General features: G+C 71.5%; 24 protein-coding genes. 8 read left to right on the top strand and 16 right to left on the bottom strand.

Annotation, left to right across the window (positions count from 1 at the left end; genetic code table 11):
• Positions 1-2: 2 nt before the first annotated feature.
• The 8 genes from IT293_12985 to IT293_12950 all read right to left on the bottom strand — a co-directional run bounded on the left by IT293_12985 (position 3) and on the right by IT293_12950 (position 8,073).
• The gene (locus tag IT293_12985; protein MCC6765568.1) at positions 3-1,013 is read right to left on the bottom strand and encodes a tetratricopeptide repeat protein; all 1,011 of its coding nucleotides are present in this window, start codon (positions 1,011-1,013) and stop codon (positions 3-5) included.
• On the bottom strand, positions 1,010-2,068 hold the full coding sequence (locus IT293_12980) for a VWA domain-containing protein (protein ID MCC6765567.1): 1,059 nt from the start codon (positions 2,066-2,068) through the stop codon (positions 1,010-1,012). Before IT293_12980 ends, IT293_12985 begins: the two co-directional genes overlap by 4 nt.
• Positions 2,065-3,060: a VWA domain-containing protein gene (locus IT293_12975; protein ID MCC6765566.1), complete on the bottom strand. Its 996-nt coding sequence runs from the start codon at positions 3,058-3,060 to the stop codon at positions 2,065-2,067. Before IT293_12975 ends, IT293_12980 begins: the two co-directional genes overlap by 4 nt.
• A complete protein-coding gene (locus IT293_12970) occupies positions 3,047-4,078 on the bottom strand; it encodes a hypothetical protein (protein MCC6765565.1) in 1,032 nt (343 codons plus the stop codon). The genes IT293_12975 and IT293_12970 overlap by 14 nt, the downstream gene beginning before the upstream one ends.
• Complete coding sequence (locus IT293_12965; GenBank protein MCC6765564.1) at positions 4,075-4,950, bottom strand: DUF58 domain-containing protein; 876 nt, start codon at positions 4,948-4,950, stop codon at positions 4,075-4,077. Before IT293_12965 ends, IT293_12970 begins: the two co-directional genes overlap by 4 nt.
• Positions 4,951-5,126: 176 nt before the next feature.
• The gene (locus tag IT293_12960; protein ID MCC6765563.1) at positions 5,127-6,716 is read right to left on the bottom strand and encodes a M20 family peptidase; all 1,590 of its coding nucleotides are present in this window, start codon (positions 6,714-6,716) and stop codon (positions 5,127-5,129) included.
• The gene (locus IT293_12955) at positions 6,652-6,969 is read right to left on the bottom strand and encodes a helix-turn-helix transcriptional regulator (GenBank protein ID MCC6765562.1); all 318 of its coding nucleotides are present in this window, start codon (positions 6,967-6,969) and stop codon (positions 6,652-6,654) included. Before IT293_12955 ends, IT293_12960 begins: the two co-directional genes overlap by 65 nt.
• A 114-nt stretch (positions 6,970-7,083) precedes the next feature.
• Positions 7,084-8,073 (bottom strand): MoxR family ATPase, encoded by a 990-nt coding sequence (locus IT293_12950; protein MCC6765561.1) that lies wholly within the window; start codon positions 8,071-8,073, stop codon positions 7,084-7,086.
• Positions 8,074-8,393: 320 nt separating this feature from the next.
• Between IT293_12950 and IT293_12945 the strand changes: the two genes are divergently transcribed.
• The gene (locus IT293_12945; protein ID MCC6765560.1) at positions 8,394-8,807 is read left to right on the top strand and encodes a hypothetical protein; all 414 of its coding nucleotides are present in this window, start codon (positions 8,394-8,396) and stop codon (positions 8,805-8,807) included.
• A 191-nt stretch (positions 8,808-8,998) separates the two neighbouring features.
• A complete protein-coding gene (locus IT293_12940; GenBank protein ID MCC6765559.1) occupies positions 8,999-10,330 on the top strand; it encodes a DEAD/DEAH box helicase in 1,332 nt (443 codons plus the stop codon).
• A gap of 16 nt (positions 10,331-10,346) precedes the next feature.
• Here the strand turns inward: IT293_12940 and IT293_12935 are convergent, their stop codons facing one another.
• From IT293_12935 to bioF, 5 genes are all read right to left on the bottom strand, one after another.
• A complete protein-coding gene (locus tag IT293_12935) occupies positions 10,347-10,745 on the bottom strand; it encodes a lipase maturation factor family protein (protein ID MCC6765558.1) in 399 nt (132 codons plus the stop codon).
• Positions 10,746-10,792: 47 nt separating this feature from the next.
• Positions 10,793-11,488: a hypothetical protein gene (locus IT293_12930; GenBank protein ID MCC6765557.1), complete on the bottom strand. Its 696-nt coding sequence runs from the start codon at positions 11,486-11,488 to the stop codon at positions 10,793-10,795.
• A gap of 171 nt (positions 11,489-11,659) precedes the next feature.
• The gene (locus IT293_12925) at positions 11,660-12,862 is read right to left on the bottom strand and encodes a hypothetical protein (protein ID MCC6765556.1); all 1,203 of its coding nucleotides are present in this window, start codon (positions 12,860-12,862) and stop codon (positions 11,660-11,662) included.
• 113 nt (positions 12,863-12,975) lie between these two features.
• Positions 12,976-13,116, bottom strand: a complete 141-nt coding sequence (locus tag IT293_12920; GenBank protein MCC6765555.1) for a hypothetical protein — start codon at positions 13,114-13,116, stop codon at positions 12,976-12,978.
• Between the two features lie 20 nt (positions 13,117-13,136).
• Positions 13,137-14,315, bottom strand: a complete 1,179-nt coding sequence (gene bioF / locus IT293_12915; GenBank protein MCC6765554.1) for an 8-amino-7-oxononanoate synthase — start codon at positions 14,313-14,315, stop codon at positions 13,137-13,139.
• A 48-nt stretch (positions 14,316-14,363) separates the two neighbouring features.
• On the opposite strand from bioF, the gene IT293_12910 reads away from it, so the two are divergent.
• Positions 14,364-14,933, top strand: coding sequence for a hypothetical protein (locus IT293_12910; protein ID MCC6765553.1), 570 nt, complete (start codon positions 14,364-14,366; stop codon positions 14,931-14,933).
• A 55-nt stretch (positions 14,934-14,988) separates the two neighbouring features.
• Here IT293_12910 and IT293_12905 read toward each other — a convergent pair whose 3' ends face one another.
• Both IT293_12905 and asnS read right to left on the bottom strand, forming a co-directional pair.
• Positions 14,989-16,335 carry an FAD-dependent oxidoreductase gene (locus IT293_12905; GenBank protein ID MCC6765552.1) on the bottom strand — a complete coding sequence of 449 codons (1,347 nt, stop codon included), beginning with the start codon at positions 16,333-16,335 and terminating at the stop codon, positions 14,989-14,991.
• A 63-nt stretch (positions 16,336-16,398) separates the two neighbouring features.
• A complete protein-coding gene (gene asnS / locus IT293_12900; GenBank protein MCC6765551.1) occupies positions 16,399-17,688 on the bottom strand; it encodes an asparagine--tRNA ligase in 1,290 nt (429 codons plus the stop codon).
• A gap of 146 nt (positions 17,689-17,834) precedes the next feature.
• Between asnS and IT293_12895 the strand changes: the two genes are divergently transcribed.
• The 5 genes from IT293_12895 to IT293_12875 all read left to right on the top strand — a co-directional run bounded on the left by IT293_12895 (position 17,835) and on the right by IT293_12875 (position 21,841).
• Entirely contained in the window at positions 17,835-18,242 is a 408-nt protein-coding gene (locus IT293_12895) for a hypothetical protein (GenBank protein ID MCC6765550.1), read from the top strand.
• A 20-nt stretch (positions 18,243-18,262) separates the two neighbouring features.
• Positions 18,263-19,624: a sulfatase gene (locus IT293_12890; GenBank protein MCC6765549.1), complete on the top strand. Its 1,362-nt coding sequence runs from the start codon at positions 18,263-18,265 to the stop codon at positions 19,622-19,624.
• 190 nt (positions 19,625-19,814) lie between these two features.
• Entirely contained in the window at positions 19,815-20,885 is a 1,071-nt protein-coding gene (locus tag IT293_12885; protein ID MCC6765548.1) for a transposase, read from the top strand.
• Positions 20,886-21,146: 261 nt separating this feature from the next.
• Positions 21,147-21,401, top strand: a complete 255-nt coding sequence (locus IT293_12880; GenBank protein ID MCC6765547.1) for an antitoxin — start codon at positions 21,147-21,149, stop codon at positions 21,399-21,401.
• Positions 21,398-21,841, top strand: coding sequence for a PIN domain-containing protein (locus tag IT293_12875; GenBank protein MCC6765546.1), 444 nt, complete (start codon positions 21,398-21,400; stop codon positions 21,839-21,841). Before IT293_12880 ends, IT293_12875 begins: the two co-directional genes overlap by 4 nt.
• Before the next feature lie 107 nt (positions 21,842-21,948).
• Here IT293_12875 and IT293_12870 read toward each other — a convergent pair whose 3' ends face one another.
• Entirely contained in the window at positions 21,949-22,398 is a 450-nt protein-coding gene (locus IT293_12870; GenBank protein MCC6765545.1) for a hypothetical protein, read from the bottom strand.
• Positions 22,399-22,405: the final 7 nt, after the last annotated feature.

The raw sequence follows: 22,405 nt of genomic DNA, 5'->3' as shown, positions 1-22,405 counted from the left end.
TCCTACCAGTCCTGGGCGGGCTCGGCGACGCGTGCGCCCTGCAGCTTCCGGATGACGTCCTCGGGCGACACCTCCTCGCCGCGCTGCGAGTCGAGGATGGCCGCCGCTTCGCCCTTCGAGAGCTCGCCGTCCTTCTTCTCGTCCGCGTACACGTCGCCCTCCGGCGGCCGTTGCGGGTGCTGCTGGTCGCCCGCTCGCTGCGCGGCGTCCTGCTGCTCGCCGCTCTCGCCCTGGTCCTGCTCCGCGGGCGGCTGCTGCTCTCGCGCCTCGTCGTCCGCGGGCTGCTCTTCTTGTCCCTGGTGCGGCTCATCCTGGTGCTGCTCGTCCTGGTGCTGCTCGCCCCCCTCCTGCTGTTCCTGCTGCTGCTGCTGCTCGTCGTTCGCCTGGTCCTGCTGCTCTTCCTCGGGTCGCTGCTGATCCTGCTGCTGGTTCTGGTCCTGTTGCTGATCCTGGTTCTGCTGCTGGTCCGGCGGCTGGTCTTGCGGCTGGTCTTGGCTCGGCTTCTGGTCCTGGTTCTGCTTCTGTTCTTCGAGGCGCTTCTTCACCTCCTCGATGCGGCGGGTCACGAACTCGTGGTTGAACTTGGCGTCCGCGTCGTCCGGCGCGAGGCCGAGCGCGCGGCGATAGGACGCGAGCGCCTCGCCGTAGAGCTGGAGCGCCTTCTGCGGCTCGCTCTGCTCGAGGGCCTGGCCTTTGCGGAAGGTGGCGTTCCCGACGTTGTACGCCACGCGGCTCGCGCGCGCGGGATCGCTCGCGGTCTCGACCTTCTGGTACGCGGCGACCGCCTCGTCGTACTTGCCCTGCTTGAAGGTGGCGTCGCCGAGGTTGAAATGCAGCTCGGGCGAGTCTGGATGGTCGACGAGCGCGGCGTTGTACCCGGCGGCGGCTTCCTCGTACTTGCCCTCGGAGTAGAGCCGGTTCGCTTCGCGGACGGACTGGTGCGGATCGAGCCACGCGATCGAGGTCGCGGCGACGAGGCCCGCGGCGAGGCGGAGGCGGCGCGGCGGCGTCATGCGGCCTCCCGGTCGCGACTCCGGCGCCGCGGAGAGCGGAGCCCGCGCGTGCCGGCGGGACGCGCCGCCGGGCGGCGCTCGCCGACCAGCGGCTCGACGAGCAACAGCGCGAACGCCGCCAGGAGCGGCCACTGGAAGCGATGCTCGAAGCGCCGCTCGAGCGTGCTCGCGAGCTCGCGCTTCTCCATCGTCGCGATGTAGTCGCGGTAGAGCTCGGTGAGGCCGAAGGCGGTGTCGGTCGCGTGCAGGTAGGCGCCGCCCGTGTCGTTCGCGATCTTCTGCAGCGTCGTCTCGTCGAGGCGCGACTTCACGACCTGACCGCTCCGGTCCTTCAGGAAGCCTCCCTTCTCGAGCGGGATGAGCTCGCCTTCCGACGTCCCGATGCCGACCGTGTAGATCTTCACGCCGCGCTCGGTCGCGCGCTTGATCGCCTCGTCGAGATCGCTCCCGTGGTCCTCGCCGTCGGTGATGACGACGAGCGCCTGGTGTGCGGCCTGGCGGCCCTCGAAGGCGCCGAGCGAGGCGTCGATCGCGGCGGCAAGGTTGGTGCCGCCGCGCGGGATGATGCCGGCCTCGATCGCCTGCAGGCTCTGCGAGAACGCGCCGAAGTCGAGGGTCAACGGGCACTGGAGGAACGCGCTTCCCGCGAAGGCGACGAGCCCGACGCGGTCGCCGCCGATCTGGGCGAGGAGGTCCTGCACGGCGAGCTTGGCGCGGCCGAGCCGGTTCGGCTTCACGTCGGTCGCGAGCATGCTGCGCGAGGTGTCGATCGCGACGATCAGGTCGATGCCCTCGCGCTGCACCTGCTGCCAGCGGAAGCCCCACATCGGGCCGCCGAGCGCGACCGCCAGGAGCCCTACGGCGAGGCAGAGGAGCGCGGCGCGGACGCGGCGTCGGCGCGGGTCGAGGTCGGGCGTGACGGCGGGCAGGAGCTTCGTCTCGACGAACGCGGCGAGCGCCTGCCGCCGCCGGCGCAGGCTCCACACGAGGAACGCCACGAGCGCCGGGACGAGCCCGAGCGCCGCGAGGCTCGTCGGATCGCGCCACTGGATCACGGCAGCTTCCTCAGCGCGGTCTCGCCGAGGCCGATCTCCAGCAGCACCAGCGCGAGCGCCGGCCACAGCAGCCAGGGATAGAGCTCCCGGTAGTCGAGGTACTCGGGGGCCTCGAACTCGCTCTTCTCGCTGCGATCGATCTCGGCGTAGATCTCCCGCAGCGTCGGGGTGTCGGTGGCGCGGAAGTAGCGCCCATGGGTCGTGGTCGCGATCTTCTGGAGCGTCGCCTCGTCGACGTCGACCTGCATCGGGCGGTAGACCTTGTTGCCGAAGAAGTCCTGGGTCGGGAAGGGCGCCATGCCGCGCGTGCCGGCGCCGACCGTGTAGACCTTGATGCCGAGCGCGGCCGCCGCGTCGGCCGCGGTCTGCGGCGTGATCCTGCCGGCGTTGCTCTGGCCGTCGGTGAGCAGCACGACGAACTTGCTCTTCGCGGTCGACGGGCGCAGGCGGTTCACGGCGGTCGCGAGCGCCGAGCCGACGGCCGTGCCGTCCTCGATCATGCCGATCTCGGCGCGGTCGAGGTTCTGGAGGAGCCAGCCGTGGTCGAGGGTAAGCGGACATTGCGTGTAGGGGCGCGCGGCGAAGAGGACCAGGCCGATGCGGTCCTCGGGACGCGCCGTCACGAACTCCTTCACGACCGACTTCACCGCCTGGAGGCGGTTCGCGCGCTCGCCGTCGACCGTGAAGTCCTCGGCGAGCATGCTGCCCGAGACGTCGACCGCGAGCATGACGTCGACGCCCTCGCGATGGATCTTGGTCGCGGCCGAGCCGGCCTGCGGCCGGGCGAGCGCGACGGCGATCGCGGCGAGCGCCGCCGCGCGGAGCGCGAGCAGCGCGCCGCGCCGCGCGCCCGCGCCGCGCGGCGCGATGGTGCGGAGGATGCCGAGGCTCGGGAAGCGCACCGTCGCGCGCCGGGCCGGCCGCCGCGCCGCGCGCAGGACCAGCGGCAGCAACGCGAGGAGCAGGAGGAACCAGGGATCAGCGAGGTGCATGCGATCCCTCCACCGCGCCGGAGCCCCCCGCCGCGGTCTCGTCGACGAAACGCGCGGCCGCGCCGTACGCGCGCTCGGCGTCGGCGAGCGTCGGGTGGTGGCGCGCGAACTTCACGAGGTCCGACTCGCCGAGGAAATCGCCGAGCAGCGCGCGATGTCCGCTCTGCAGCGTCGCGCCGCCACGCGCCGTCACCAGCAGGAACTCCTCGGTGGTCATCTCCGGCGCGCGCACGCGGAAGCGTTGCTCGAGGTAGCTCCGCACGATGCCGGTCAGCGCCGAATAGTACTCCTTGAAGGCGCCGCGTTCGGGAAGCCCGCGGGCGCGCAGCCGCGCGAGCTCCTCGTGCGCGATCTCGTGCGCCGGGCGCGGCGGCGGCCCCGCGGGGCGCCGTCCCGGGCGGCGCACGACGCGCCAGACGACGAGCCCGACGACGGCGAGGGCGGCGAGCGCACCCGCGGCCAGGGAGTAGGGACGCCAGTCGATCGGCGGCTCCTCGGGCGGCTTGACGTCTCGGATGTCGGCCGCCGTCGGCTCGCGCGCGAGGAGGCTCGCGATCTCGACGACGGTCTCGTCCGCCGGCGCCTCGGCGAGATCTTCGCCCGGGAGGCGGTAGCGTACCGGCGGCGATGGCACGAGGAAATGCCCGGTCGCGTAGCCGACGAGCTCGAACCAGCGGGTGAGGACGGTGCGGCCGTCACGCTCGACGGGCTTGGCGTCGCCGAAGTCGACGATGTCGAAGTCGCCAAGCCTCTCGGTCGGCTGCGCGAGCAGGATCTCGACGCCGGTCGGCGCGGCGACCTCGACCGTGTAGCGAAAGCGCTGGCCGATCGTGACCTCGCCCTTCTCGATCGCGCCGTGCACCGTGACGGGCGAGGGCGGCGCGGACGGGCTCGGCGCGGGCGCGGGCGACGGCTCGTCGGCGCGGGCGGCCACCGCGCAGAGCAACACCACCAGCAGCCCGACGCGGATCGTCGGGACCGGCCCGGCGGGCGAACGTCGCGGGCTCCGAAGCGTCACTGCCGCCGCTCTCGCATGCGAAAAAATCGCAGCAGCGCCTCCGTGTACGGCCGCTCGGTTCCGATCATGATCGCGTCGACGTTGGCCGCGTGCAGCCAGCGGTCGCGCGCCGTTCGCGCCGCCGCCGCGCTCGCGGCGAAGGCCTCGCGGAGCCGCGCGTCCCCCGTGTCGACGACGTAGCGCTCGCCGGTCTCGGCCTCCTCCAGCTCGACGAGCCCGACGTCCGGCAATTCGCGCTCGCGCGGGTCGTCGAGCACGACCGCGATCACGTCGTGCCGGCGCGCCGCGATGCGGAGCGCGCGCTCGGCGCTCGCGTCGAGGAAGTCGGAGAGCACGAAGACGACCGCGCGCCGCTTGCTCGCCCGCTGGAGGTGCTCGAGCGCCGCGGCGAGATCGGTGCCGCGACCCTGCGGCTGTAGCGAGAGCACCTCGCGGATCACGCGCAGCACGTGGCGGGTGCCCTTGCGCGGCGGCACCGCGAGCTCGATCCGATCGGTGAACATCACGAGGCCGACCTTGTCGTTGTTGGTGATCGCGGAGAAGGCGAAGAGCGCGCCGAGCTCGGCGGCGAGCGCGCTCTTCAACTGCTTCACGCTGCCGAAGCGCGTCGACGCGCTCGCGTCGACGAGCAGCATCACCGTGAGCTCGCGCTCCTCGGCGTAGCGCTTCACGTGCGGCACCCCGGTCCGCGCCGTCACGTTCCAGTCGATGGTCCGGACCTCGTCGCCGGGCTGGTAGAGCCGCACCTCCGCGAACTCCATCCCCCGGCCCTTGAACACCGACTGGTATTGCCCCGCGAACAAGTCGGAGACGAGATGCGACGTCCGGATCTGGATCTTCCGGACCGCCTTCAGTTGTTCGCGCGTCAGCATCGCGCGGCGCTCCCGGCGGTCGGGATCAAGGGAGCGGACACCCCCGATGGACGCTTGCGTGCAGCGTGAGATCGACCAGGTCCCGTCGATGCATGGAGTGGTGTCGATAGCAGAAAAAGGGAACCGGTAAAGCCGGGGTGGCGCGAGCGTCGAACCTGCGCTCCGGCGCGCGATCGCTACCGGCGCGATTCCGGAGCGCTCGGCTCCGCCGCGGCCGTGGTGAGCAGTCGATGGTAGAAGCGGATCATCTCTTCGTAGTTCGTCAGGGAGACGCGCTCGTCGGTGCCGTGGAAACGCGCCAGGTCCTCCTGGCGCGCGCGCACCGGGGTGAAGCGATAGACGTCGTCGGCCGCGTCCACGAAATGGTGGGCGTCGGTGAATCCCACCATCAAGCCGGGAGCGACGACCGCATCGGGGAAGACGTCGCGGATCGCCTGGCGAATGGTGGCGAACGCGGCGCCGTCGGTCCGCGACACCGGTGACGCTTCCCACGAAAGCCCGGCGGGGGCGATCGCGATCGACTCGTCCGCGATGACGTGCCGCGCGTGCTCGATGACGTCGTGCGAGGCGTCGCCTGGGACGAGACGGAAGTTCGCTCGCGCCTCCGCGTAGCCGGGCAGCGCGCTCTCCTTCTCGCCGGCGCGCAGGACCGTCAGCGCCGTCGTGGTGCGCAGCATCGCCCGCGCCGCCGGGCTCGCTTCCAACTGTCGGCGCACGAACGGCTCGAAGAGCCAGAGGTTCGACAGGAAGAGGCCGTTCGCGCCGCTCGACTCCGGGGCGAGCGTTTCGAGCATCTCGCGCACGACGGGATGCATGCGTGTCGGCATCGGATGCTTCTCGAGTCGGCTGACCGCGGTCGTCAGCGCGCCGATCGCCGTTCGATCCGGCGGCATCGACGAGTGTCCCGGCTCGGCCTCCGTGGAGAGAGCGAGGGTGAGGTACCCTTTCTCCGCCACTCCGATCAGGGCGACGGGAGCCTCGAGACCTTTGATGCTGCCGTGGGACACGAGGAGCCCCTCGTCCAGCACGAAGGCCAAGTGCACTCCGCGCGACTGCAGCAGGGCGGCGATCTCCTTCGCGCCCTGCTGCCCGCCGGCCGTGCCCGTCTCCTCGTCGTGCCCGAAGGCGAAGTAGACGGTGCCTCGGGGCCGAAAGCCGCCGCTGACCAGTTGCTCGGCGGCCTCCATGATCGCGAGGAGGCTGCCCTTGTCGTCCCACGCTCCGCGACCCCAAACGTGATCGTCGGCCACGACCCCGGCGAAGGGCGGATGGGTCCATTTGGCCTCGGTGCCGGGCGCGACCGGCACGACGTCCTGGTGGGCCATCAACAGGACGGGCGGCGCGCCGGCGTCGGTGCCGTCCCACGTGTAGAGCAGGCTGGCGCCGTTCACGACTTCGCGCCGCAGGATCTCGTGCGTCTTCGGGTAGTGCCGCTTCAGATAGGCATGGAGCTCGTGGAACGTCTCGACGGGTGCCGGCGAGCGATCGTGTGAGATCGTCGGAATCCGCACGGCGCCTGCGAGCCGCTCCGCCGCGGCCCGCATGTCGATCTGCCAGGACGGCAGCGGCGTCGCGGCGGGCTGTCGGCTCTGCTGGCGCGCCGCGTGGGCGGTCAGGACGAGCGCCAGCACGAGGAGCGCCAGCGGCACGCCCCAGGCGAGACGGCGGAACACGAGCCCGGCCGAAGAGGCGCGCCGCACGTCAGGGCCTCGCCACCTTCCGGCGGCGGGCCGGAGCGTTGCTGCAGCATGCGGTACGGACGTCATCGAGCACGGCGCCGAGGACGGCGAACTCGGCGCGGCAACGCACGGATCGTCCCGCTCTTTCCTGGCTCACCAGGCCGGCGGCGACGAGCTCGCGCAGGTGAAAGGTCACGGTCGAGGTGGGTCGCTGCATCGCCTGGTGGATCTCGCCGACGGTCATGCCGTCGTGCCCGGCGCGGACCAGGAGGTAGAAGAGCTCGAGCCGATGCGCGTGACCGAGCGCGGCGAGTTGCCGGGCGGTGGCGGTGAAGTCCATGGCGAGGACCTCATATAACTAGATTACTAGTTATGTCAAACCGCCGAGCGGCACGACGAGCCGGACGCCCGGACGCTCGCCTCGCATCGCGAAGATCGCCCGTTCAGTCGCGCTTCACGGGACGGGCACGCCGTCCAAGACGCGTTTGACCACCTCGTCGGCATCGATGTCCTCGGCCTCGGCCTCGTAGGTGACGATCAGCCGGTGGCGGAGCACGTCGGGCGCGATCGACTTCACGTCCTGCGGCGTCACGTAGCCGCGGCCCTGGAGGAAGGCGTGCGCCTTGGCGGCGAGCGTCAGGTAGAGGGTCGCGCGCGGCGAGGCGCCGTATTCGATGAGCGGTCCGAGGTCGAGCTGGAACGTCTGCGGCTCGCGGGTCGCGAACACCAGGTTCACGACGTACTCCTTGATCTTGTCGTCGAGGTAGATCTGGTCGACGAGCGCGCGCGCGGCGAGGATGTCGGACGGCGTCACGGTCGGCGTCACCTGGCGCGGCTTTCCGATCACCGCCATGCGCTCGAGGATCTGGCGCTCCTCCTCGCGGGTCGGGTAGTCGATCTTGAGCTTCAGCATGAAGCGGTCGACTTGGGCCTCCGGCAGCGGGTACGTTCCTTCCTGCTCGATCGGGTTCTGGGTCGCGAGCACGAGGAATGGATCGGGGAGGGGATGGGTCTCGTCGCCGATCGTGACCTGGTGCTCCTGCATCGCTTCGAGGAGGGCGCTCTGCACCTTGGCGGGCGCGCGGTTGATCTCGTCGGCGAGGATGAGCTGCGCGAAGATCGGCCCCTGCTTCACCGTGAAGACCCCGTCGCGCGGGTTGTAGATCATGGTGCCGATCAGGTCGGCCGGCAGCAGGTCGGGCGTGAACTGGATGCGGCGGAAGGTCGCCGCGATCGCCTGGGCCAGGGTCTTCACGGCGAGCGTCTTCGCCAGGCCGGGCACGCCCTCGAGCAGCACGTGGCCGCCCGCGAGGAGCCCGATCAGCAGGCGGTCGACCAGGTAGCGCTGCCCGACGATGACCGTGCCGATCTCCTCGCGCAGTCGGTAGAGAAAGGTCGAGCCTTCTTTGATGCGGTCGTTCACGGCCGCGATGCCTGTATCCATATGGGGACGTGGGGATACCAGAAATCGTCGGACCGTAAAGACGGGTCGGAGCGTCGGCGGACGCCCCGGGCGCGGGCGCGGGTCCGGGGTCCGCATCGGCGGGCCGCGAGGCCCCCGCAACCAATCGGTTGTACGACCGCCGACACCCTGGTAAGGTGCCGGTCAACAAGCTGTTCGACGCGAGCCCCCGCCGCACGCTCCTCCGGACCGTTCCTTCCTTGGTTCCTCAGCAGTCGCGCGCGTTCCCGGGTGCCCGTATTCCGACCAGATCGACGCATGGCAACGCAGAGGCAGGCATACGGCCGAGGATGGCGCTGAGCATGGCCGCGACCGACGCCCGACGCCTGCACCTCCGCCGCGAGCTCGCGCGGCACGTCTGTGAGCTCGGCTACTCCCTCTCCCTGGAAGCCCCGGGACCGGAGGAGCCGGAGATCCTCCGCATGAGCCCGGTCCGCCGGCGCATCGCGTACGGCGAGACGGTCCTCAAGGGCGATCTCAAGAAGAAGCGGTGTCACGACCGGCTGCGGGCGTTCTCGCAGCGGCGGACCCGCCGACGGGGCAGCATTCTTTTCTTCATCGGGGTCTCGCTGGACGACCAACAGGAGCTGGAAACCCTGCTGGCCGAACTCGAGATCCGCAGCGGCATTCGCGGCGGGCACGTGCACATCGTGCCGATCGCGAAGCCGGAAACCGCGGCCCGGCGCGCGCCCACCAAGCGCAGCGCCCGTGGTTGATCGGCGTTCGAGGCATCCGCGGACGACGCGCTGAGCGCGCCTGCTAGTCCCACGACGAACGCCCCCATTTCCCCCTGCCGGAGCCGGTCGAGTCGACCGCCGCTCCGACCATCCGAAAGGAAGTAGTTTCAGTGAACGTATCTTCGCATTCCGCGGCAGCCGCATCCGCCGCACCGACCGACGCCACCCCCGTGGCCACCCCCACCTTCGCCGACCTGCCGCTGTCGCCCGCCATGCAGGCGGCGCTCCGCGGCGCGTCCTACGTGACGCCGACGCCGATCCAGGCGGCGACCATCCCGCCCGCGCTCGCGGGCCGCGACGTCATCGGCGCGGCGCAGACCGGCACCGGCAAGACGGCGTCCTTCATGATCCCGATCGTCGAGCGCCTGCGGGACGGCCGTTCGCGCGGCGCCGCCGTCGTGCTCGCGCCGACGCGCGAGCTCGCCGAGCAGATCCACGGCTGGGCGAGCCGGCTCGGCAAGGGCCTCAAGACCGCCCTCGTCGTCGGCGGCGTCGCGTACGGCCCGCAGATCGCCGCGCTCCGCGCCCGGCCGTCGATCATCATCGCCACGCCCGGTCGCCTCGTGGACCATCTCGAGCGCAAGACCCTCGCCTTCTCCGACGTCCGCATCTTCGTGCTCGACGAGGCCGACCGCATGCTCGACATGGGCTTCAAGCCCCAGCTCGACGCGATCATGCGGAGCCTTCCCGCCGAGCGGCAGACGCTGCTCTTCTCGGCGACGATGCCGCCGGATCTCGGCGCGCTCGCGCGCATGCACCTGAAGAACCCGGCGCGCGTTTCGGTCGGCCCGCGGTCGGTGCCGCCGCCGAAGGCGACGCAGGACGTCTACCTCGTCGGCAATGCCGAGAAGACCCCGCTCCTGCTGTCGATGGTCGCGACCAACCCCGGCAACGTGCTGGTGTTCGCGCGCACCAAGCACCGCACCGACCGCGTCATGCGGTCGCTCTGCGATGCCGGCTTCGCGGCGCAGCGGCTCCACTCCAATCGCACCCAGCAACAGCGCCGGGACGCCCTCGAGGGCTTCCGCCGCGGACGCTACCGGGTGCTCGTCGCGACCGACATCGCGGCGCGCGGGATCGACGTCGCCGGCATCCGCCACGTCATCAACTACGACCTGCCGATGACGGTCGAGGACTACGTCCACCGCGTCGGGCGCACGGCGCGCGCCGAGGCGCACGGCCGGGCCACGAGCTTCGCCTCGCCCGAGGAGCGCGGGCAGCTGAAGGCGATCGAACGGCACATCGGCCGCGCGTTGCCGCGCGGGTCGGCGCCCGCGCCCTTGGCCGCGCGCCCGGCCGCGGCGGCGCCGCATCGGGCGCCGCGTCCGGTCGCGCCGCCGCCTCCGTACCGCGCGCCGCGCCCGGTCGACGCCCGGGCGGCGCGTTCCACGCGGGAGGCGCATCGCCCGTTTGGTCTCGCCGATCTCGGCCTCGCGGGCGCGCGGCAGGACCGTCGTCCGAGCGCGCAGACGCGCCGCGCGCGGCGCGGCCGGCACAGCTAGCCCCGGCTGACCCCGTTCAGCGGCGGGAGCGGGGCGGCGCGTAGACGCCGCGCCACTCCCGCCGCCACCACGCCTCGCTCGCGTCGTCCGGCGCGGTGAAGTGGTACTCCCACGTCACGGCGCGGACGTGGCGCGGCGGGTGGTCGGGGAAGGGGTTCACGGCGAAGACCGCGACCACGGCGTCGGCGTCGCAGAGGCGGAGCAGGGTCGCGTCGCTCGCGTCGAGCCAGGCGAGCGTCGGCAGGAGCCAGTAGCGCTCCGCGCCGAGGCGCTCGGCGACGAGGCCGAGATACTCGGCGATCGGCAGGAGGCCGTGGCCGCCGAAGAGGCCGAGCAGCTGCACCCGCAACGCGAGGAACGCGATCAGGTAGACGAGGCCGAGCGCGCGCGTGAAGACCGCGGTCGTCAGCGCCATGGAGGACGGCGCCGGGGTCGGACGCGGCGGCGCGGACGGGTCGTCGGTCACGAGGCGGGGTTCGGGCGCCAGACGGCGGGGGCGCGCTTGCGCTTGCGCGCCGCCGTCCGCGGATCGCGGAGCGCCGCTTCGACCGCGCTCCGTGGGTCGGCGGTGACGGCCTGCCGCACGTCGCCGCCCTCCTCGAACGCGATCTCGGCGAGCAGTCGGTCGCTCACGACCGAGCGCGGCTCCTCGGTCGCGACGTCGCGCGTCGACGCCGCCTCGTCGCGGTGCTTGATGAGGAGCCAGCTCTTGCCGCCCTGGTAGCCGCGCGTTCGTACGAGGACCCACGACCCCGCGAGCTTCTTGCCGCGGAGGGTGAACTTGAGATCGCCCTCGGCGAGGCGCCTCGCGACATCGGGATCGTCGGGCGTCCAGGTCCCGTGATCCCAGAGCATCACCGTGCCGCCGCCGTACTCGCCGGCCGGGATCACCCCCTCGAACTTCGCGTACTCGATGGGGTGGTCCTCCACCCGCACCGCAAGCCGCTTCACGCTCGGATCGAGCGAGGGACCCTTCGGCACCGCCCAGGAGAGCAGCACGCCGTCCCACTCGAGGCGGAAATCGTAGTGCAGGCGACCGGCGCGGTGCTTCTGGACGACGAAGCGGAGTGTGCGCGCGCGCTTGCGGGGCTTGGCGGCGCCCTCGGGTTCCGTCGTGACGCCGAAGCGGCGCTTGCGGCGGTATTCCTCGAGAGGCATGCGCGCGCTCCGGATCAGAAGATCGAGTAGCCTCCGTCGACGACGAGCGTGTCGCCGGCGTGGCCGCCGGTCACGAGGACGACCTTGCCGGAGAGATCGAAGGGCGCGCAGGGCATGCCCTCCTGTCGCAAACTCGCGCCCCGGTGTCCACGGCGCGCCCGCGACTCGAGGTCAGGCGCAGACGAGCCGCAGGAAGGACGGCATGGTCGGGTCCCAGGTGACGGTCGCCTTGCCGGACTGGACCACCGTTCCGGTGCAGGAGGCGAGGGCCGCGCCGCCCCGCCCGGCGATGAACGTCAGGACCGTTCCGGCGCGAAGGTCCGTCACTTTGATCGTTCGCGAGCCGCCGGGAGCGATGCGGTTCTCCTCGGCGAACTGCTGGCTCGCGGGGCGTCCGTCGTCGCGCACGATGTGGATGGGATTCGCGTCGTTCGTGTTCTTGAGCTTGACCGCGACGCCGAGCCCGACGATCGGCGCGCTGTCTTGGTCGGTCAGCGCCAATGGGCCGGGGTCGCCGGGATCGACGGACGGCAGGTCCGCGATCGCCGTCAGCCGATGACCGGCGGCCTCGGCGGGGACACGGAACTGGACGCCGAGGAGGAGGACGTCCTTGATCGCGAACGGCACCTGGAGGGGCGCCATGGGCGCGGGCGGGAGCTCGATGGCGAAGTCGCGGACGCCGTCGATGGGGACCACCTTCAGGATCTCGACTGGAAACGGCAGGCCGAAGAGGCCCGGGGCGAACTCGAAGACGAGGCGGAGGTCCTGGATGCCGACGGGGAAGGCCTGCGGACCGAGGTTCGAGAGCGCGACGAGCACGGTCGCCTTGCCGCCCGGTTTCAGGCCCTTGGCCTTCTGCTTCTCCGTGAAGGCGACGCGGAGCGCGACGTCGGACACGTCGGGCGTGCCCGGGAGGGTGCGGTCGTAGATGCCGACGAACGTTCCCTTGAGGCCCTCGTTCTTGAACTTCACGGCGCCGGTGAAGCGATGTAGGCCGGGATCCATGATCAGCACGAGCGTACCCGGGCCGTGTGTGGGGTCGTCGAGCTTGAACTTGAGCTTCAGGCCCTGCGTTCCCGCGGCCTTGCCGACGGCGGTATAGAAGGGCTGGAAGGGGACACCGGTCACGAAGATCTCGGACTCGACGATCTTCGGATCCCCGGGGTCGGGATAGCTGAACGCGAACGCATCGACGTTCCAGCTGCTCAAGGGGAGCGGGCCGAGGAAGAGCTCGACCGGAGCCGCGACCACCCACGCGTTGTTGCGGTTCCACGCGAGCACGTCGCCGTCGGCGGCGTGGCTGGTCGCCGGGGAGAGGAGCGCGACCAGGCACAGGGCGGCGATGAACCTGGCGAGACGGAGACGAAGCGCCATGGGACGAAGACCTCCTCGGTGCGATCGGACGCACCGAGCGTAGCGTGAAACGGCGGGGACAGCGACCGAAAAGACGCCGCGCGAGCGCCCGGGCGTCGGCCCGGGCGCTCGCGTCAATGATCGGCTCCTGCAACGACCTCGAGCACCTCGAGCTTGCCCGGCTCGCGGCGATACGCGCCGATCTCGACGCGCCGTCGATGCTCCGGAGCTTCGACCTCGTCGATCTGCGCCGGAGGAGCGGCACCTGCCGCCACGAGGCGTTGTCGGTCGCGTTTCAGCTGCTCGCGGTTCGATCGCGGAGCGCGGCGAAGGCGGTCACGGCGTACTCGACGTCCTGGTCGGTGTGGGTGGCCATCAGGGTGACGCGCAGGCGGGCGGTGCCGTCGGGAACCGTTGGCGGGCGGATGGCCTGCACGAAGACGCCGCGCTCGAGAAGTCCGCGCGACCAGGCGAGGGCGCGCTCGCTCGTTCCCGCGATGACGGGAATGATCGGGCCCGCGCCCGCGGAGATCTCGAAGCCGAGCGCGCGCAGGCGCCCGCGGAGCGTCGCCGAGAGCGCGCCGAGGCGGGCGCGCCGCTCCGGCTCGCGCGCGACGACGTCGAGCGCGGCGTCGGCGGCGGCGACCACCGGCGGCGGCAGCGCGGTCGTGTAGATGAAGCTCCGCGCGCGGTTCACGAGCAGGTCGACGAGCGCGCGACTCCCGGCGACGAACGCTCCCGCGCCGCCGAGCGCCTTCCCGAGCGTCCCCATCCGCACGGTCACGGCGCCGCCGAGCCCGAGCGCTTCGACGAGGCCGGCGCCGGTCGGACCCTCGACGCCAGTCGCGTGCGCCTCGTCCACCATCACCATTGCGTCGCGCGCGGCGGCGACGCGGCAGATCTCGCCGAGCGGCGCGTGGTCGCCGTCCATGCTGAACACGGAGTCGGTGACGACGAGGCGTCGCCGCGCCGCCGCGCGCGCCAGCAGGGCGTCGAGCGCGGCGGCATCGGCGTGCGGATAGACGTGCACGTCGGCGCCGGAGAGGCGGCAGCCGTCGATGATCGAGGCGTGGTTCAGGCGGTCGCTGAACACCGCGTCGCCGCGGCGCACGAGGGTCGTGATGGCGCCGACGTTCGCGTGGTAGCCGGTCGGAAAGAGCAATGCCGCCTCCGTGTGCTCGAAGCGCGCGAGCCGTGCCTCGAGGTCGCGGTGGATCGCGAGGGAGCCGGAGATCAGCCGTGAGGCGCCCGCCCCGACGCCGTACGCCGCGGCGGCGCGCGCCGCCGCGGCGGCGAGCGTCGGGTGGTTGGCGAGGCCGAGGTAGTTGTTCGAGCAGAGCGCCAGCGCGCGTACGCCGTCGACCGTCACCCAGGTGTCGACCGGACCCTCGATGCGGCGGAGCTCGCGCCAGAGGCCGGCCGTCCTGACGTGCGCGAGCTCGTCCTCGAAGGCCTTCTCGAACGGGCTCGCCATCGGCCGGTGAAAATAGACCATGGCCGCCGGCTCGGCTAGAACGACGCCATGGACGAGCGCGACGCCTCGATCCTGGCGCCGCTCGCCGGATTCTACGCCGCGGCCGGCTGCGCGCTGCCCGCGGCGGAGGCGATCGCCGACGGTGACGTTCCGTCGGAGCAGCGCGCGCTGCTGCGCGCGCCGGAGCCGTTGACGCCGCGCCTCGAGACCCGCCACGGCGCGCGGCTCGCGCTCCGCGTGCTGGAGCGCCGCCGGGTGGGCGACCGCTACGCGCGCCGGGTCGTGCTGGCGCGCGCCGACGGCGTGCCGGTCGCGATGGGCGCGATCGCGATGGACCTTGCCCGCCTCGACGCGCGGACGCGTGCGGCCGTGCTCGCCGAGGACGTTCCATTCGGGCACATCCTGGGGGACGCGATCGCCGAGCCGGATGCGCTCCTGCGGGTCGCGTGCGACGCGTCGATCGCTGCCGCCCTCGAGCTCGAGGCCGGCGCTCCCGGCTGGCTCTACGGCCGCCGCCGCACGATTCGCGACGCGGCCGGGGCGCCGATCGCGAGCGTGGTCGAGATCCTCGCGCCGGAGTCGCCGCCGCGCGTCCGCGCGCGCCGCACGGGGTCGTAGCGTTGGGCCGCCGGCGGCGGGCGGCGGCGCGCCGCTGCGCGGCCGCGGCGTCCGCTCAACTGCGCGCCGAACGGAGGCGGTGGTCCGTCACCCGGTCGATCGCGCCGAAGAGCGTGAGGAGGCCGCGCGCGGTGAGCCACAGGAGCGGCTCGGGAGGAAGCGTCGGCGCGGGCTTCGGGAAGACGCGTGCCCACTCGTTGTCGCGGCCGACGATGCCGTCGGCGAGGATCTCGCCGACCGCGGTCGCCTGCGCGACGCCGTGCCCGTTGTAGCCGAGCGCGTGCCAGAGGCGGCGGTCGGCGCCGAGCGGGCCGAGCGAGGGCAGGAAGGTGAGGGTCATCGCGATCCAGCCGCCCCAGAATCGCGCGATCGGCGTCCCGGCGAGCGCCGGGAAGCGGTCGCGAAAGGCGCGGGCGATGACCGTTTGCGTGTGAGCGTTCGGTCCGCCGTGTCCGGTCGGGCGACCGCCCCAGACGTAGAGGGGAATCTTCGAGCCGCCGACGATCGTGCGCCTGGCGCTCAGGCGATAGCTCTCGAGCACCTCGTGCGCGGTGTAGACGCCCTCGCGGTTCGGCCAGCCGCCGAGCCGCGCGAGCGCGCCGTCGTCGAGCGGCGCGGTCTCGAAGAGCGTTACGTAGAGCGGCAGGATCTTCGCGCCGGGCGCGCCGATCTCGCGCGTCCAGGCGTTCGTCGCCATCAGGACGCGCTCGGCGCGCACCGCGCCGTGCGCGGTGCGCACGGCCGGTGACGGTGTGGTCGCGACCTCGAGCACGCGCGTGCTCTCGTGGATGCGGACGCCGGCGGCGAGCGCGGCGCGGCGGAGGCCGAGCACGAGCTTTCCGGGATCGAGCGTGCCGCCGGCGCCCTCGAGCGCGCCGCAGAGGAACGCGGGCGGCAGGCCGCGGGCGCGCATATCGTCCGGTTCGAGGAAGCGGACGTCCGCGCCCACCCGCGTCGCGACCTCGGCCGCGCGCCGCAGGCGCTTCTCCTGCTTCGGGTGCACGACCGCCAGCACGTTTCCCGACGGCGCGTAGTCGCAGTCGATGCCGAGCTCGGCGATGACGCGCTCGGTGCGATGCACGCAGTGGTCGGCGAAGCGCACGATCGCGGCCGTGCGCTCCTCGCCGTACATCATGAGGAGCGTCGGGAGGTCCTTGCCGATCGTCGGCGTCAGATGGCCGGCGTTCCGCCCGCTCGCGCCGAAGCCGCAGAACTCGCGCTCGAGGAGGACCACGTCGACGCCGTGCCGGCGGAGCGCGAGCGCCGTCGACAGCCCGGTGAGCCCTCCCCCCACGACGGCGACGTCGGCCCGCGCCTCGCCGGCGAGCGCCGGCGTGCGCTCCGGCGTGGACTCCAGGTAGGTGCTGACCGGGAGGAAGGGGGCGGCGAGGTCGTCGCGCATCGGGATCGGCCGTGCGACCCCGATCGGCCCACGATGCCGACGATCTGTCAAGGAGAAGCGCGCTCACGGCGTGAGGCGCTCGAGCATCCTCGGGAACGGGATCGTCTCGCGGACGTGGTGCAGGCCGCAGAGCCAGGCGACCATGCGCTCGATCCCCATCCCGAAGCCGGCGTGCGGAACCGAGCCGTAGCGGCGGAGATCGAGGTACCAGCCGAAGGCCTCGTCCGGGAGGCCGTGGGCGCGGATGCGGCCGGCGAGCGCGTCGAGATCGTCCTCGCGCTGCCCGCCGCCGATGATCTCGCCGTAGCCCTCGGGCGCGAGCACGTCGACGCAGAGCGCGAGCCGCGGGTCGGCGGGGTCCGGCTTCATGTAGAAGGCCTTCGACGCGGCCGGATAGCGGTGCACCATGACCGGCCGGTCGTACTGCTTGGAGAGCACCGTCTCCTCGTCGCTGCCGAGGTCGTCGCCGAACGCCACGGGCTTGCCCGCGGCGTTCAGGAGCGCGATCGCCTCCTCGTAGCTCACGCGCGGGAACGGCTTCTGCACCTTGGCGAGCGGGGCGGTGTCGCGCTCGAGGAGCGCGAGCTCGGCGGTGCGCTCCCCGACGACGCGTCCGACGACCTCCACCAGGAAATCCTCCGCGAGCGCCATGTCGTCGTCGAGGTCCGCGAACGCGACCTCGGGCTCGATCATCCAGAACTCGGTGAGGTGCCGGCGCGTCTTCGACTTCTCGGCGCGGAAGGTCGGGCCGAAGCAGTAGACCTTGCCGAAGGCCATCGCCGCGGCCTCCATGTAGAGCTGGCCGCTCTGCGTGAGGTAGGCCTTGTCGTCGAAGTAGCCGACCTCGAAGAGCGACGTCGTGCCTTCGCAAGCCGACGGCGTGAAGATCGGGGCGTCGATCAGCGTGAAGCCGCGGCGGTCGAAGTAGTCGCGGCACGCCCGCACGACGCTCGCCCGGACGCGCATGATCGCGTGCTGGCGCGACGAGCGCAGCCAGAGATGACGGTGGTCGAGCAGGAAGTGCGGGCCGTGCTCCTTCGGCGTGATCGGGTAGTCGTGCGCCTCCTGGAGGACGCGCACGTCCTTCACGGCGAGCTCGAACCCGAGCGGAGAGCGCGCGTCGGCGCGCACGGTGCCCGTGACCTCGAGCGACGACTCCTGCGGCACGTGGCCGGCGCGCTCGAACACGTCGGTCGGCACGTCCTTCACGAACACCACGCACTGGATCGTGCCGCTCCCGTCGCGCACTTGGAGGAAGTGCAGCTTGCCGCTCGAGCGCCGGCCGTAGAGCCACCCCCGGAGTGTCACCTCGCCGTCGACGTGACGATGCACGTCCTCGACCCAGACCCGCATGCGGCCTCCCAAGCTCGCTGGTGCGCACCGCGCGCGTCGGCTGGCGCACGCGGCGTACGTTGGATTGTACGCCCGCGAGCCAGCGACTATAGCTGCGCGGTCGGGGCGGATGCCAGGCGCGCGCGCCGCGTCGGCAAAGGAGCGGCATGCGGTTCTCGGTCGTCGTCGTGTTGATCGGAATGCTCGCGGGGCTCGCGACGTGCGGTCCCACGTCGCATCGTGGCGGCGACGAGTGGGGCGAGCGTCCGGCGCAGGAGCCGATGATCACCGGCGACAACGCGCGCGACGAGGCGCGCTGGCGGCGCGAGCTCGCGTCGGATCCCTGGGGCGACGACGGCGAGCTTCTCACCGACGACCCGCCGAAGAGCTCCGCCGAGTATCAGGAGCGCGACGAGGACATCCCGCCGCTCGACTTCGTGGGTCCGCCCGAGCCGCCGTCGCGCTGGGACGACATGCAGAAGGGCGGTACGAAGTTCGGCAAGGTGTTCTTCTCGCTCATGACGGTGCTCGTCACGCTCGGCATGATGGCGGCGCCGTACCTCATGATGATCTAGCCGATGCCGGGAGCGTGTCGATGATCCTCCGTTCCGGCGCCGTGCCGCGCGCGGCGCTGGCCGCGTTCCTCGTCGCGACGACGCTCGCGGGAACGTCCTGCCAGCGTCAGGCCACGGCGGTCCCGCCCCGGCGCGTCGTCCTGGTGTCGATCGACACGCTCGTGCCGACCCACCTCGGGTGCTACGGCTACGACCGTCCGACGTCGCCACGTCTCGACGCGGTCGCGAAGGAAGGCGTCGTCTTCGAGCGCGCGACGTCGCCGGCGCCGTGGACGCTGCCGGGACACGCCTCGATGCTGACGGGCCTCTACCCGAGCCATCACGGCCTTCGCGACCACGACGTCACGTTGCCCGAGAGCGTCGCGACTCTCGCCTCGGTGCTCGCGTCGCACGGGTTCGCGACCGCCGCGGTCGTGAACTCGCACAACCTGAGCCCGCTCTTCGGGCTGGAGCGCGGCTTCCAGCAGTACGAGTACGTGAAGGAGGAGGTCGCGCGGCGCGAGCCGTCGCGCGGCATCACCGATCGCGCGATCGAGTGGCTCGGCCAGCACAGGGACGATCGGTTCTTCCTCTTCCTCCACACCTACGACGTGCACAGCGACTACAAGTCGCTGCCCGAGTACGAGCGCCAGTTCGTACGCCCCTACACCGGGCCCGCGGACGGAACGACGGCGCAGATGATTCGAGCGCGCACGGGAATGCTCAGCCTCGACCGCGCCGACGCCGAACATTTGAAGGACCTCTACGACGCCGGTATCCGGCAGTACGACGACGAGCTCGGCCGCCTGCTCGATGCGCTCGGCGACGATCCGCGCACGATGCTGATCGTGACGTCGGACCACGGGGAGGAGTTCGGCGAGCACGGCGGCTTCCTGCACGGCCGGACGCAGTTCGAGGAGGTCGTCCGCATCCCGCTGATCGTGCGCGGCGCCGGCGCGCCGGCGGGCCTCCGGGTCGATACGACCGTCTCGCTGATCGACGTGATGCCGACGATCCTCGCGGCGGTGGGGGTGCCGCCGCCGGGTCCGCTCGACGGGGTTGACCTCGCGCCGACCTGGCGCGGCAACGCGGCGGCGATCGGCGAGCGCACGCTCTTCCACGAGGCCGACCACAACAATGCCGAACCCGACGTGACCCGCGCCGTACGGCACGACCACGAGAAGCTCCACTTCGATCGCTTGTTGGGGACGACGCTGCTCTTCGACCTCGCGACCGATCCCGGCGAGCAACGGGACGTGTCGCGCGCGCGCCCGGAGCGCGTCGAAGCCTTCCGCGCCGACCTCGAGGCGTTCGCGAAGAAGCACGCGGCGACGGGCGCAAGCTCGGTGACCCTCACGCCCGAGCAGCTCGAGCGTCTGAAGAGCCTCGGCTACGTCCGCTGAGCGCGCAGGCGCACACGGGTCTCGCGTACTCGTAGTTCTCCCAGCCGGGCGCTTCGCCGAGCGCGGTGGAGTCGCGATCTCTCGGAGGAGCTTCGGCGGTCGGCCGCCGCCGCGATTGCCGACCGCCGCTGGCGCCCGCGCTCGAAGCGCGCCATCCGCCCGTGCTTTCGGCGGCGGACTCCAAACGAACGTGCACTTTCACACCCTGATCCTCGAGGGTGTCTTCACCACCGCCCCCGACGGCACCACGCGCTTCGATCCCGCGCCCCCGCCGACCGATCGCGAGGTCGCGCAGCTGCTCGCGGCCGTGCGCACCCGCATCCTGCGCCTCTTGCGACGCCGGGGCGTGCTCGCTGCCGACGACGCGTCCGACCTCGCGACCGATCCCCTTGCCGACGCGGCGCCTGTGCTCGCAGAGCTCACCGCCGCCGCCGTCCGCGGGCGATCGGCCTTCGGCGACCGCGCCGGCACGCCGGTCCTGCGGGTCGGCCGGGAACCCGATGCGCCGTGGGTCGCGACCGTCGGTCGCCGCCACGCGCATCTCGCGTGCTTCGATCTCCATGCCGATCGCGCGGTTCCCGCCGATGACCGGGCCGGGCTCGAACGCTTGTGCCGCTACCTCTTGCGCCCACCGCTGGCGCAGGACCGGCTCACCCGCCTCACCGACGGCCGCATCGTCTGCACGCTCGCGCGCCCATGGCACGACGGCACCCGCCACCTGATCTTTACGCCCCACGAATTCCTGGAACGCCTGGCGGCCATCACGCCGCGGCCGCACATCAATTTGGTCCTGTACCACGGCGTCCTGGCCCCGCGCGCTCGATGGCGCCCGCCCGCACCGAGTGCGCCCGCGATCTCCACACCGCTGACACGGCCGCCCGCGCCCTCGCTTCCGCTGGTGCCGGTCGCGGCGGCGCCGACATCGACGCCACCATCGTCGGCACCGGCCGTCGCGGACCCGGACCCGCCGGCCCCGTCGTGCGCCGTGTCGATGATCCCCACGTCACCCGTTGCCTCACATCCGTCGCCGAGTGCCGAACGGACGCGTCGCGCGTGGGCGTGGGCCGACTTGATGCGCCGGGTTTTCGCGTTGGACGTGCTCGCATGCACCGCCTGCAGCGGTCGCCTCCGCTTCCTCGCCACCATCGAGGACCCGCCGGTCGTTGCCAAGATCCTCGCCCACCTCGGGCTACCCACCGCGGCACCTGCCCTCACGCCTGCGCGGCCACCACCCGAACCCGCCGGGTTCGACGTCGCCTGACTGATCGCTACCCCAGCGGTCCTTCAACATCAGTGCGCCCAGGCGGGCTGGCCGCGCTGCGCCTTGACGGCACTGTCCGGCACGGGCCACCGGTGTCCCGCGCCCTGGGGACGACACGCGGGAGCCGCCTTGTTTGCGTGTGGCGAACAGCAGTTTCAGGGCAACGTCCGACTTTGACGATTATGTTGCCTCCCGGGGACACCGAACAGCAGTTTCGTTGGTCTTGACATCTGATGTTTAGTCCGAGAGCATCATCGCATCATGCGGACGACCGTCGATATCGACCAGCCGATTCTGAATGATCTCAAGCGCCTGCAGCGGCGAGAAGGCAAGTCGCTCGGCCGCTTGATGTCCGAGCTGCTCGCGGAAGCTCTCGGACGGCGCAAGAGCAAGGCGGCGGCGCCCCCACGCTTCGACTGGAACGTGACGCGCGGTCGGCCATTGGTCGACCTGGACGACAAGGACCGCCTCTACGAAATTCTCGACTCGGAGGCCGTCCAGCCGGCGCGGCGGTGAGCTTTTCCGTCGACGTCAACGTGCTGCTCTACGCGAGCACGACCGAGAGCCCGTTGCATGCGCGCGCGACCGCGTTCCTCTCCGAATGTCGACGAGGGGCGGATCTCTTCTGTCTCGCATGGCCCACGCTCATGTCGTACCTCCGCATGGTCACCCATCCGGCGATCGTGTCACCACCTCTGCCGCCTCGTGATGCCGAACAGAATGTCGCGTCCCTCGTGAAGCTCCCGAACGTGCGACTCCTCGCCGAGCAGGACGGATTCTGGGATCTCTACCGTGCGAGCACGCGCGACGTGATCGTACGGGGAAAGCTCGTGCCGGATGCCCACCTCGCCACGCTCCTCAGACAGCACGGCGTGAAGGTTCTCTACAGCAACGATCGCGACTTTCGGAAGTTCGACTTCCTCGACGTGCGGAACCCCTTCGACACGAGCGAGTAGGCACCTGCCGGTCAGGGTGTGGGGCGACTCCGACGACCTCGTGCGCGTGCTCGTGAACCTCGGCTCGAACATCATCCGCGTCGGGCGTGCGATCGGCATGGACGCTATCAGGCGTACCGGCCGAATGCTTTTTCTTCGCTGACGAAGCGCACCGCCTTGAACGGGAAGGCGATCATCGAATCGCGGTAGACGACTTCCGCGCTGCCGAAGGGCTTGCCGTTCTTGTAGACGGTGAGCGGGCAAGTGATCAGCGAGGCGAGGAGCTTTGCCGGATTGGCCGAGTACGTCTTTGCGCCCTCGGCGTGGAGCGGCCCGTGCACGGGGTGGTCGAAATCGAGCTCGTAGCGCGGGCCGGACACGCGGATGGTCAATACGCCTTCGGTGGGCACTTCACGGTCCGCCACGCGTACGACGCCACGGAAATGGCGCGGTGCAGAAATCGAGAGGATTTCCGGCGTGAAGGCGCGGATGGTGAAAGCGAACGGGTGGCCGGTACGGTCGCCTTCCAGCCGGATCCAGCCGCTCATGGTTTCTTCGAGGACGATGCCGAGGGACATGGTGATT

The sequence above is a fragment of the Deltaproteobacteria bacterium genome (genome assembly GCA_020848745.1).
In the GTDB taxonomy this organism is placed as follows: Bacteria; Desulfobacterota; Binatia; order UTPRO1; family UTPRO1; genus UTPRO1.
Note: the sequence above shows the minus strand (reverse complement) of the source record. Positions and strands in the feature narration are given on the sequence as shown.

Bases quoted from the DNA above. Each gene is read 5' to 3' on its own strand.
- IT293_12960 (MCC6765563.1), bottom strand. From the start codon at position 6,716: ATGACGTCCGTACCGCATGCTGCAGCAACGCTCCGGCCCGCCGCCGGA.
- IT293_12945 (MCC6765560.1), top strand. From the start codon at position 8,394: ATGGCCGCGACCGACGCCCGACGCCTGCACCTCCGCCGCGAGCTCGCG.
- bioF (MCC6765554.1), bottom strand. From the start codon at position 14,315: ATGGCGAGCCCGTTCGAGAAGGCCTTCGAGGACGAGCTCGCGCACGTC.
- IT293_12905 (MCC6765552.1), bottom strand. From the start codon at position 16,335: ATGCGCGACGACCTCGCCGCCCCCTTCCTCCCGGTCAGCACCTACCTG.
- IT293_12985 (MCC6765568.1), bottom strand. From the start codon at position 1,013: ATGACGCCGCCGCGCCGCCTCCGCCTCGCCGCGGGCCTCGTCGCCGCG.
- IT293_12880 (MCC6765547.1), top strand. From the start codon at position 21,147: ATGCGGACGACCGTCGATATCGACCAGCCGATTCTGAATGATCTCAAG.
- IT293_12895 (MCC6765550.1), top strand. From the start codon at position 17,835: ATGCGGTTCTCGGTCGTCGTCGTGTTGATCGGAATGCTCGCGGGGCTC.
- IT293_12950 (MCC6765561.1), bottom strand. From the start codon at position 8,073: ATGGATACAGGCATCGCGGCCGTGAACGACCGCATCAAAGAAGGCTCG.
- asnS (MCC6765551.1), bottom strand. From the start codon at position 17,688: ATGCGGGTCTGGGTCGAGGACGTGCATCGTCACGTCGACGGCGAGGTG.
- IT293_12965 (MCC6765564.1), bottom strand. From the start codon at position 4,950: ATGCTGACGCGCGAACAACTGAAGGCGGTCCGGAAGATCCAGATCCGG.
- IT293_12975 (MCC6765566.1), bottom strand. From the start codon at position 3,060: ATGCACCTCGCTGATCCCTGGTTCCTCCTGCTCCTCGCGTTGCTGCCG.
- IT293_12890 (MCC6765549.1), top strand. From the start codon at position 18,263: ATGATCCTCCGTTCCGGCGCCGTGCCGCGCGCGGCGCTGGCCGCGTTC.
- IT293_12955 (MCC6765562.1), bottom strand. From the start codon at position 6,969: ATGGACTTCACCGCCACCGCCCGGCAACTCGCCGCGCTCGGTCACGCG.
- IT293_12925 (MCC6765556.1), bottom strand. From the start codon at position 12,862: ATGGCGCTTCGTCTCCGTCTCGCCAGGTTCATCGCCGCCCTGTGCCTG.
- IT293_12935 (MCC6765558.1), bottom strand. From the start codon at position 10,745: ATGGCGCTGACGACCGCGGTCTTCACGCGCGCGCTCGGCCTCGTCTAC.
- IT293_12930 (MCC6765557.1), bottom strand. From the start codon at position 11,488: ATGCCTCTCGAGGAATACCGCCGCAAGCGCCGCTTCGGCGTCACGACG.
- IT293_12910 (MCC6765553.1), top strand. From the start codon at position 14,364: ATGGACGAGCGCGACGCCTCGATCCTGGCGCCGCTCGCCGGATTCTAC.
- IT293_12870 (MCC6765545.1), bottom strand. From the start codon at position 22,398: ATGTCCCTCGGCATCGTCCTCGAAGAAACCATGAGCGGCTGGATCCGG.